Annotated in this window: 10 protein-coding genes; 5 read left to right on the top strand and 5 right to left on the bottom strand. The window is 70.3% G+C overall.

All coding sequences use genetic code 11. The features are described from left to right. Positions 1-187: 187 nt before the first annotated feature. Positions 188-739, top strand: coding sequence for a globin (locus tag DSY14_RS24640; RefSeq protein ID WP_249188407.1), 552 nt, complete (start codon positions 188-190; stop codon positions 737-739). Between the two features lie 10 nt (positions 740-749). Here the strand turns inward: DSY14_RS24640 and DSY14_RS24635 are convergent, their stop codons facing one another. Both DSY14_RS24635 and DSY14_RS24630 read right to left on the bottom strand, forming a co-directional pair. After that, positions 750-1,184, bottom strand: a complete 435-nt coding sequence (locus DSY14_RS24635; protein ID WP_211719004.1) for a thioesterase family protein — start codon at positions 1,182-1,184, stop codon at positions 750-752. 173 nt (positions 1,185-1,357) lie between these two features. Next, positions 1,358-3,445 carry a prolyl oligopeptidase family protein gene (locus DSY14_RS24630; protein ID WP_211719003.1) on the bottom strand — a complete coding sequence of 696 codons (2,088 nt, stop codon included), beginning with the start codon at positions 3,443-3,445 and terminating at the stop codon, positions 1,358-1,360. 208 nt (positions 3,446-3,653) lie between these two features. Between DSY14_RS24630 and DSY14_RS29335 the strand changes: the two genes are divergently transcribed. The 3 genes from DSY14_RS29335 (at position 3,654) to DSY14_RS24620 (ending at position 4,721) form a co-directional block, all read left to right on the top strand. Beyond that, entirely contained in the window at positions 3,654-3,776 is a 123-nt protein-coding gene (locus DSY14_RS29335) for a hypothetical protein (protein WP_283091694.1), read from the top strand. 47 nt (positions 3,777-3,823) lie between these two features. Next, entirely contained in the window at positions 3,824-4,324 is a 501-nt protein-coding gene (locus DSY14_RS24625; protein WP_211719005.1) for an HNH endonuclease, read from the top strand. A 190-nt stretch (positions 4,325-4,514) separates the two neighbouring features. After that, positions 4,515-4,721, top strand: a complete 207-nt coding sequence (locus DSY14_RS24620; protein WP_017584742.1) for a zinc ribbon domain-containing protein — start codon at positions 4,515-4,517, stop codon at positions 4,719-4,721. A gap of 138 nt (positions 4,722-4,859) precedes the next feature. Here the strand turns inward: DSY14_RS24620 and ilvD are convergent, their stop codons facing one another. Next, positions 4,860-6,722 carry a dihydroxy-acid dehydratase gene (ilvD, locus tag DSY14_RS24615; protein WP_211719002.1) on the bottom strand — a complete coding sequence of 621 codons (1,863 nt, stop codon included), beginning with the start codon at positions 6,720-6,722 and terminating at the stop codon, positions 4,860-4,862. Positions 6,723-6,970: 248 nt separating this feature from the next. Continuing rightward, positions 6,971-7,753, bottom strand: coding sequence for a nuclease-related domain-containing protein (locus tag DSY14_RS24610; protein WP_307851327.1), 783 nt, complete (start codon positions 7,751-7,753; stop codon positions 6,971-6,973). A 211-nt stretch (positions 7,754-7,964) separates the two neighbouring features. Here DSY14_RS24610 and DSY14_RS24605 point away from each other — a divergent pair, with 211 nt between their 5' ends. Beyond that, positions 7,965-9,404: an amidase gene (locus DSY14_RS24605; protein WP_211719000.1), complete on the top strand. Its 1,440-nt coding sequence runs from the start codon at positions 7,965-7,967 to the stop codon at positions 9,402-9,404. A gap of 4 nt (positions 9,405-9,408) precedes the next feature. On the opposite strand, the gene DSY14_RS24600 is transcribed toward DSY14_RS24605, so the two are convergent. After that, positions 9,409-10,206: MFS transporter (locus tag DSY14_RS24600; protein ID WP_374224052.1), on the bottom strand; the 798-nt coding region annotated here is incomplete at its 5' end.

The following is a 10,206-nucleotide window of genomic DNA, read 5'->3' as shown; positions in this document are numbered from 1 at the left end:
CCCCCGGTGGGGGAGCGGTCTCCGGCGATGCCGCCGAGGATGGTTCCATCAGTGTGCGAGAGCGCGGCGTCGATCGTGGCCGGTGGGGCGGCTCCGGGCGGGGCGGGGCGTAGAGGTGACCTGTGTGGTCATTCCCCGGGTCTTCGGACTCGGGGAGGCCGGGCGAACGTCGCATACCCTGGTGGCGATGACTTCCGCGCGTGATGACCAGCAGAGCGCGGGCGACGAGCCCGTGCGTACGACGTTCTACGAGGCCGTGGGCGGTGAGGAGACCTTCACCCGCCTGGTCCGCCGTTTCTACGAGGAAGTGGCCGAAGACCCCGTGCTTCGGCCCATGTACCCGGAGGAGGACCTCGGCCCCGCCGAGGAACGCCTGCGGTTGTTCCTCATCCAGTACTGGGGCGGCCCCCGCACCTACAACGAGCAGCGTGGCCACCCGCGCCTGCGCATGCGTCACTTCCCGTTCCGCATCGGTGCCGCCGAGCGCGACCTGTGGCTCAAGCACATGCGCGCCGCCGTGGACTCCCTCGAACTGCACGAGGCGCTGGAGCGCCAGCTGTGGGAGTACATGGTCATGGCCGCGCACAGCATGGTCAACGTTCCCGAGGAGGCCACGCCCCCGGTGGTGGCCGAACCCACCTCGGTGACGGTCGGCGGTGACGGCACCGTGCGCCAGGGAGGCCGCGACGACGGCGACGATGACGACGGCGAGGCCATCACCATCTCCCTCAAGCGGTGATCGGCCCCGATCAGGCGTATTCGGCGAGCAGCGCGCGCTCGGTGTCGTTCAGGCGCCGGGCGCTCTGCTTCGCGACGTCGAAACCGACGAGGACGGTTCTGGCGCGCAGGTAGACCTTGTCATCGTCGAGGATCTCGTAGGCCAGGCTGCAACTGGCGTTGCGCACCTCGGTCACCCACAGCTCCACCCGCACGGGCTCGCTGCGGGGCAGCAGCGGAGCGACGTAGTCGGCCTCCTGCCGGGCCACGACCATGGCGCCGAACCCGCGGCCGCCGTCGATGCCGCCGTAGTTGAGGAACGAGATGCGGGCGTCCTCCAGGTAGGTCAGCATCCGCACGTTGTTGACGTGCTGCTGCGGGTCCAGGTCGGCGTAGCGCACCTGCTGGAAGTGCACGTGCCGCCGCGGGGCGGCGGTCGCGGTGGCCTCGTCCTGGGTCTGGGTCACGTCCGGGTCCTCTCCCTCGGGCACCCCCGCAAGGGTCGTCGTGCGCGGGTGCGCTCGGCGCGACGCGCACGAGGACACCCATCGGGTCATTGTCCCAAAGGGTGAGGGGAGGGGGCCCGGGTGGGCTTGTGTCCTTGCTCTCCCCACCCGGGCCCCGCGGATCATCGTTGCCGTCAGTCCACCGACAGCCCCAGGTGGTGGGCCAGGAACGCCAGCTGGTCGGCGCTCAGCGCCACGCTCCGGCTCACCGAACGGGAGCTGTGCCCGACCTGGGCCTCCCGGCGCAGCAGCACCGGACGCTCCTCGACCGACGCCGAGGTGGCGTGCTGCAGGGCCGCGCACAGCTTGCGCGCGTGCAACGGATCCACCCGGGTGTCGTTGTCGAACACCGTGAACAGGATCGCCGGGTAGCGGGTGCCCTCACGCACGTTGTGGTACGGCGAGTAGCCCAGCAACCACCCCAACTGCTCCGGGTCCTCGGCGCTGCCGTACTCGACGCTCCACAGCTGCCCCAGCCCGAACCGCTCGTAGCGCACCATGTCCAGCAGTGGCGCCGAGCACACGGCCGCGCGGAACAGATCCGGGCGACGGGTCACCATGGCGCCCACGAGCAGCCCGCCGTTGCTGCCGCCCATGACCGCCAGGCGGTCGCGGTCGGTGACCCCCGTGGCGATGAGGTGTTCGGCGGCCGCGGCGCAGTCGTCGAACACGTTCTCCTTGTTGGCGAGCATGCCGTCCCGGTGCCAGCCCTCGCCCTCCTCCAGACCACCGCGCAGGTTGGCCACCGCGTACACGCCGCCGGCGCGCACCCACGACAGGATCGCCGCGGAGTAGGCGGGGGTCATCGAGATCTGGAACCCGCCGTAGCCGTACAGGATCGTCGGCCGCGGGCCGTCGGCCGGTTCCGGCGGCGAGACCACCAGCATCCGGACGGTCGTGCCGTCCCCTGAGGTGAAGGTGACCTGTTCGGTGCGCACCTCCGGCACGTCGATGTCGCCGGGGGCCCGCTCCCACAGTTCCACGGCGCCGGTGTGGGCGTCGTAGTGGTAGACGGACGAGGGGTGGGTGTTGTCGGTGTAGCCGAACCAGGCCTCGTGACCGCCCTCCGGGCGGGAGGTGAGACCGACGAGACTGCCCAGGCCGGGCATGGCCACGGAGCCCAGAAGCGCACCGGTGGCCGGGTCGTGCCTGGTGATCTCGCTGATCGCGTGCCGACTCCAGGCGACGAGGAGTTCGGGGGAGTCCGCCCCGTCGAGCAGGGTGAAGCCCCCCAGGACCGCCTCCGGGTCCTCGGCGACCAGCGTGGTCCACCGGTCGTACACCGGGTTCGCGGGGTCCACGACGCACAGACGCCCCCGGGGAGCGTCGCGGTCGGTGAGCAGGTACAGGCGCCCGTCCCGCCCCACGGAGGCGTCGGTGTCGGCGTCCACGTCCTCCTGGACCACGACCAGGCGCGGGTTCTCGGCAGCGCCCTCGTGCACGTCGGCGACCCACACGTCGGTGGCCGAGGAGGTGCCCCGTGCCGCCGTCAGGACCAGCCACCGTCCGTCCCGGCTGAGGGAGACACCGAAGTACTCGGTCTTGTCCCGCCCCTCGCCGAAGACGATGGGGTCCTCCTCCACCGGGGTGCCCAGCCGGTGCAGGTGGACACGGCGGTGGTAGGACTCCTCCCCTTCGGGGACCTGTTCCTCGGGCAGGCGGCGCACGTAGTAGAACGCCGAGCCGTCCGGCAGCCACGCCACCGGGCTGTAGCGGGTCCGGGGGATGGGGGCGTCGACGATCTCACCGGTGTCCACGTCCATCACCCGCAGCAGCGACTCCTCGTCGCCGCCCTCGGAGAGCTGGTAGGTGAGCAGTCGGCCGTCGGGAGAGGGCCGCCAGGAGTCCAGGGTGGTCAGGCCCGACGCGTCCAGGGCGCCGGGGTCGATGAGCACGCGTTCGGGGCCCTCGCCGTCGCGTACGTACAGCACGGCGTGTTCCTGGTCGGGGCCGCGTCGGGTGACGAAACGGCGCTCGCCGCGCCACAGGGGGATCTGGACCCCGCCCGCGCCCATGAGCGAGCGCAGTCGTTCCGCGAACACCTCACGGGTGTCGTGGTCGACGCCGACCTGTTGGTACAGGGCGTCCTGCGCCGAGGCCCACTCCTTGGTCGGGGTGGCGTCGGCGTCCTCCAACCATCGGTACGGGTCGTGCACTGTGCGGCCGTGCAGGTTTTCTTCGATGTCCAGCCGTGTGGCCGGGGGATAGCGGAGTTCGCGCATGCTTTGCACCCTATCCACCCATATCTCACTCAGCGTGTTCGGCGCGGCGTCACCATCGAACCGATCGGTTCGGACGCACAATGAGTTACAGAAAGCGACAACGGACGTTTTCCGGGCACCCCAACGTAAATTGGGGTGGCGCCGGAGTGCTTCGACCAAGCAGACTGAATGCGGGACGCAACTCGGCGGGAACCACCGGGAGGTCCGTGTGGCAAGGCGTAAGAAGACACCGATCCTCGGGTCGGTGCACAGGGAGGTCTCCTGGCTGGCCGAACGGCTGGCCGGGGAGGAGACACGGCGGTCGCGTGCGACGGCCGAGGTGACGCGATGAGCGCCCGACGCGGCCGGGAGGGTGGTCCAGCGACCGCTCGCCGCCACGTGCTGCTGCTCAACGCCAGTTTTGAACCGCTGACGACACTGCCGCTCCGCAGGGCGATTCTCCTCGTCCTTCGCGAGAAGGCGGTGGTCGTTCACGAGGACGGTGCGGGAGCGCTGTTGCATTCTGCGACGCGCTCCTACGAAGTACCGTCCGTGATCAGGTTGCGGCGTTACATCAGTGTCCCGTACAGCCGCAGAGTGCCGCTCACCCGAGTGGCGCTCATGCGCAGGGACCGGCACACCTGTGGTTACTGCGGCAAGAAGGCCGAGACGATCGACCACGTCATTCCCCGCAGCCGCGGAGGCGCGCACGTGTGGGAGAACGTAGTGGCGGCCTGCAAGCCCTGTAACCACCGCAAGGCGGACAAGTTCCTGGACGAGATCGGTTGGGAGCTGCACATCACCCCCAAGGTGCCCAAGGGCCCTCACTGGCGTCTGATCAACGGTGATCTGCACGGTGATCCCCAGTGGGAGCCGTACATGGCCCATCTGGCCGCCTGACGGATTCTGTGAGGGCCGGACACGTTCCGGGCGTCCCAGCCGGCCCCTCCAGCGCCCCCGGGAACCGAACCCCCTTCGGTCCCGGGGGCGAGGCCCGTCCGCGCACGTGATCCTCGAAGCCGGTGCGCGTTCGGGGAACGGACGGGCGGGTGACCCTCGGCGACGGCGGGCGCCGTTCTATTCTGAGGGCATGCCCAGATACGACTTCCGCTGCCGCGAGTGCGGCGACACCTTCGAACTCTCCCGCCCCATGGCCGAGTCCGACGCCCCCGCCGACTGCCCGCAGGGGCACGACGACACCGTCCGGTTGCTGTCCACCGTCGCGGTGGGCGGACGCGCCGCCGCACCCGCGCCCTCCGGTGGCGGGGGATGCTGCGGAGGCGGTTGCTGCGGCTGATCGATCCACATGTCGACATGACGCGCGGGGCGACCCCGGTGGGGTCGCCCCGCGCGTGCCGAACGCGTCCTCGGCGGAGCGTGTGCCCCGCCCGGCCGGAGCCGGTCCCGACCGGGGGACCGGCTCCGGTGACGCCGTCTACTTCTCGATCTGGGTGACGTCGCGGGCCGCTCCGGTGGAGGCGGAGGTCGCCATCGCCGCGTAGGCGCGCAGAGCCGCCGTCACCGGACGCTGCCGCTCTCGGGGCTGGAACCGGCCCAGCTCCTTCAACAGCCGCTCGCGCCGGGTGTTCAGCTCCTCCTCGGGCACGTCCAACACGATGCCCCGGTTCGGGATGTCGATGTTGATCGTGTCGCCGTCCTCGACCAGGGCGATGTCGCCGCCGGCCGCGGCCTCGGGGGAGGCGTGGCCGATGGACAGCCCCGACGTTCCGCCCGAGAACCGGCCGTCGGTGATGAGCGCGCACGCCTTGCCCAGGCCACGACCCTTGAGGAAGCTCGTCGGGTACAGCATCTCCTGCATACCGGGGCCGCCCTTGGGACCCTCGTAGCGGATGACGACCACGTCACCGGGCTCGATCCTCTTGTTGAGGATGCCGTCGACCGCGTCCTCCTGGGACTCGAAGACCTTCGCGGGCCCGGAGAAGGTCCACAGCTCCTCCTCCACCCCGGCGGTCTTGACGATCGCGCCGTCGGGGGCGAGGTTGCCGAACAGCACGGCCAGGCCGCCGTCCTTGGTGTAGGCGTGCTCCACCGAGCGGATGCAGCCCTTCTCGCGGTCGGTGTCCAGCGTGTCCCAGCGGGTGCTCTGGGAGTAGGCCTTGGTGGTCCGGCGGCCGCCGGGCGCGGCGTGGAAGAGTTCCACGGCCACGTCGCTCGCGGTCTCGGAGGTGATGTCCCACTCGGCGACGAACTCACCGATGGTCTTGCCGTGCACGGTCGGCAGGGACGTGTCGAGCAGCCCGCCGCGGGCCAGCGAGCCCAGGATGGCGGGGATGCCGCCGGCCCGGTGCACGTCCTCGATGTGGTACTTCTCGGTGTTCGGCGCGACCTTGCACAGGCACGGGACCCGGCGGGAGACCGCGTCGATCTCGTTGAGCCCGAAGTCCACACCGGCCTCGGTGGCGGTCGCCAACAGGTGCAGGATCGTGTTGGTGGAACCGCCCATGGCCACGTCCAGCGCCATGGCGTTGCCGAAGGCGGCGGGGGTGGCGATCGACAGCGGCAGGACCGAGTCGTCGTCGTCCTCGTAGTAACGCTTGGCCGCCTCCACGACCAGGCGTCCGGCGTCCTCGTACAGAGCGCGCCGTGCGGTGTGGGTGGCCAGGACGGTGCCGTTGCCGGGCAGCGCCAGGCCCATCGCCTCGGTGAGGCAGTTCATCGAGTTGGCGGTGAACATGCCCGAGCACGAACCACAGGTCGGGCAGGCGTTCTCCTCCATCTCGTCGAGCTCCTCCTGGGAGACGCTCTCGTCCGCGGCCGCGATCATGGGGTTGATCAGGTCGAGCTTGCGCACGGTGGTGGCGGTGCCGTCGACCACCGTGACCTTGCCGGCCTCCATGGGGCCACCGGAGACGAACACGGTGGGGATGTTCAGGCGCATCGCGGCGAGCAGCATGCCCGGCGTGATCTTGTCGCAGTTGGACACGCACACCAGTGCGTCGGCACAGTGCGCGTTGACCATGTACTCCAGGGAGTCGGCGATGAGCTCACGGCTGGGCAGCGAGTACAGCATGCCACCGTGACCCATGGCGATGCCGTCGTCGACGGCGATGGAGTTGAACTCACGGGGAACGCCACCGGCCTCGCGGATGGCGTTGGCGACGACCTCGGCGACCTCGCGCAGGTGCACGTGGCCGGGCACGAACTCGGTGAAGCTGTTGGCCACGGCCACGATGGGCTTGCCGAAGTCCTCGCGCTCCACACCGGTGGCGCGCATGAGCGCACGCGCTCCCGCCATGTTCCTGCCGTGGGTGACCGTGCGTGAGCGTAGGGGCGGCATGAATGGACTCCCAACGTTACGGGTGTTTCCCCTCGATGGTAGCCCCCTTCAGGAGCCGTTTCGGTCTCGCCCCGGAAGACGCGCGTTCCGTATAATGAGACAACCGGGTGGATTCGCCCCGGTCACGCACCCGAAGTCCCTCTGTGGTCGCCCCGGAACCGTCCCGTTCCGTGGACGAACGTCAGGCCCGGAACCACGGCGGTGTGGTGTTCTCCGGGCCTGGTGCGGGCGGGGGGACTTCACCGGGGTCAGTAGCGGGGTGGCAGCGCCTTCTCGGCCGCCTTGTGGATCTCCTCGATCTCGGTCTCGCTGAGTCGGTCGCGCCCGGTGCGCAACCACTTGCGGACCTTGGTTCCGGTGATGATGTCGACGCCGCGCAGCCGATGGCTGTCCCAGGGCATGCCGGGGCCGTAGATGGCCAGCGAGGCACGGACCTTGATGTCCCGTCCGAGCTCCTCGCTGATGAGTTCCGCTGCGCGTTCGGCCTCCTCAAGGGCCTCGTCGATCCGTTCGTTCTTGCTGAACCGCCCGTGGTACAGCTTCTCCAGCTTGTTGCGCAGGGGCAGTCGCTTGTCCCAGGACTCCGAGTCGATGGCGAAGGCGCCACGACGACCGACGATGAAGTGGTCGATCTGGCCGTTGCCGCCGGGCACGGCGCGCGCGTGCAGGACGCGGTAGCCGAGCTGCTTCATGACCTTGAGCTGGGCCTCGGTACGACGCTGTGCCGCCGAGGGTTTGCGCCAGCGCGGGATCTCGGACTCGCGGCGTGAGCTCCACACCATGACCGAGACCAGCGCGATCAGACCGAACGAGACACCGACGCGCCACTCGCCGGTGAGCATGCCGATGCCGCCGGCGACGATCCCGGCGACCAGGCTCCGGACGATCCACCTGCGGAGGGCGTCGTTGGATTTGAGGGCCCCGTAGAGGGCCTTGCCGTCGATCCCATCGGTCTTGCGCTGATTGGGGAAGAAGAGGGCCTCGGGACTCTCGGACCCCGACCCTCCGGACGTCGAGCCACTGCCGTTCACTCTGGTTGCCGATTCCACGACGGACAGATTAGTTCCATCCATATGCAAGTCCTAGTGCATTGCTTCTCACACCGATGTTGCCTGACGTCCCTCTCTCCTCACGTGTTCGGATGCCCGATGCGGGGAATGATTGATTTTTCGTCGTCTCTCTAGAGATGATCGGTCCGTTCGCCGTGGTGCCCGTTGGCCTACCCCGTTAACCTCGGTGGGCATGACTCGGATTCGCGAACTTCCCCTGCACCGGCTTGCGGCGTTGGTCCGTAGTCGTGATCTGTCACCTGTTGAGGTCACTGAGTACTATCTGGCACGGATCCGCAGGCTCGACGACTGTTCCGGTGCCTACATTTCGGTCCTTGAGGAAAGCGCCCTCGAACAGGCCCGTAAATGGGAGAAACGGGTCGTCTCCGACACGCCGGACCCCCTCCCGGCCCTGGCGGGCGTGCCCCTGCCGATCAAGGACCTGGACACCCTCGCCGGGGCGCCCGTCACCTTCGGATCGCGCTTGTACACGGGCCTCGTGGCGCCCGCCGACTCCGTGATGGTGGGGCGACTCCGCGCCGCCGGCGCCGTCTTCCTCGGCAAGACCAACACCCCCGAGTTCGGGTCGACCTGTCACACCGAGAACGCCATCGCCCCGCCCACCCGTAACCCCTGGGACACGCGTCTGTCGGCCGGCGGCTCCAGTGGGGGCGCCGCGGCCGCGGTGGCCGCCGGTCTCGCCCCCGCAGCCCAGGGCAGCGACGGGGGTGGTTCCATCCGCATCCCCGCCTCGGTCTGCGGTCTCTTCGGTCTCAAGCCGACCCGGGGACGGATCTCCGGGGCACCCGACCGCGCCGACCTGTTCGGTCTGTCCACCGCCGGGCCGATCACCCGCACCGTCCTGGACGCGGCCCTGCTCCTGGACGTCATGACGGTCGGCCTGCCCGGTGACGCCTACGCCGCGCCGCCCCCGGAACCCGGCACGACCTTCGCCGACCACGCCCGACGCGAACCCGGTCGGCTGCGCGTCGGCCGCTTCGCCGACACCGGATCCACCGGCATCCCGGTCCACCCGGACGTGCTGGAGGCCTACGAGCGGGCCACCCGGCTCCTCCTCGACCTGGGCCACGAGGTGGAGGAGGTCCGGACCCCCGTCGACGCCCACTTCGGCGGCGCCTACGCCCGCGACTTCCAGTACCTGTGGGAGGCCGTGAGCGCGGCCACGCCCGTGGACCCCGCCCGCGAGCACGAACTCACCCCCATCAACCGGTGGTTGCGTGAACGCGCCCGGGCCACGTCCGCCCCCGACCTCGTCACGGCCTGGGCCCGCCTCCAACGCGGCGTGCGTTCCCTGCTCACCGCCACCGAGCCCTACGACGCCGTCCTCAGCCCCACCCTGGCGCTGCCTCCGGTCCCCGTCGGGCACTTCACCGGGGACGGTCCCGAGACCGAGTTCCGCCGCATGACCGAGTTCACGCCGTTCACCTCCGTGTACAACGTCTCGGGGCAGCCCTCGGTGAACGTTCCGCTGCACTGGTCGCCCGCGGGGGTGCCGATCGGGGTGATGCTCACCGGTCGCACGGGCGGGGAGGGGACCCTGCTGTCCCTGTCCGCCCAGTTGGAGCAGGCCCGGCCCTGGGCCCACCGGGTCCCACCGGGCTGGGAGGACTGAACCGTCAGGGTGCGGGGTGGGGACCGGCCTCCGCACCGGTGCCCGGCGTGGTCACGGCGTCCGTGGCCGGGGCGACCACCGACGTGATCTCCGCGGGTCCGGCCGGTACCTCCTCCGCGGGCAGGGTCCCGTCACCGGACCTGACCGGGCGCAGGAACAGGGTGAGCACGGCGGCCACCGTCACCAGGGCCGCGGCGCCCACCGCGCCGCCCGCGATCCCGTTGCCGTCGACGAGGGCGCCGGTCAGCGGACCGGCCACGGCGGCACCGGTGCTCATGGCGGTGGCCATCCACCCGAACGCCTCGGCCCGCCGTCGCGGCGGGGCGGTGTCGCCCAACCTCCCCATCACCGCGGCCAGGGTCGGGGCCAGCGCCAACCCGGACACGAACAGCAACGGGGTGATGAGCAGGGGTGTGGACAAGTGCGTGAGGGGCGGGAGGAACGGGACCAGGATCGCGATCCCCGCGGCGGCGGCGAACGCTCGCAGGGCAAGACGCGGCGTCCCCTTGAGCGCGCCCGCCACCGCCCCGCCGACCAGTGAGCCCAGCGCCCACACCGACGCCAACGCCATCACGTACTGGGGCGCGTCGAGTTCGTTGGCCCACGCCACGATCACCAGGTCCATGCCCACGATGCCGGAGACGATGAGCATGCACATCGCGAACACCAGGAACAGCGCCGGAGACAGCAGAAGACTCCGGGGCCGACCCGAGGGCGTGCCCGAGGCCCCGTCGGTTCCGGAGGGTGCGGTCGGTCCGCTCTCGATCGGCGCCGGTCCGGTGACCCCCGCGCGGCGCAGCGC

The organism is Nocardiopsis sp. MG754419, from assembly GCF_018207095.1.
In the GTDB taxonomy this organism is placed as follows: domain Bacteria; phylum Actinomycetota; class Actinomycetes; order Streptosporangiales; family Streptosporangiaceae; genus Nocardiopsis.
This window is presented reverse-complemented; position numbering and strand designations above follow the sequence as displayed.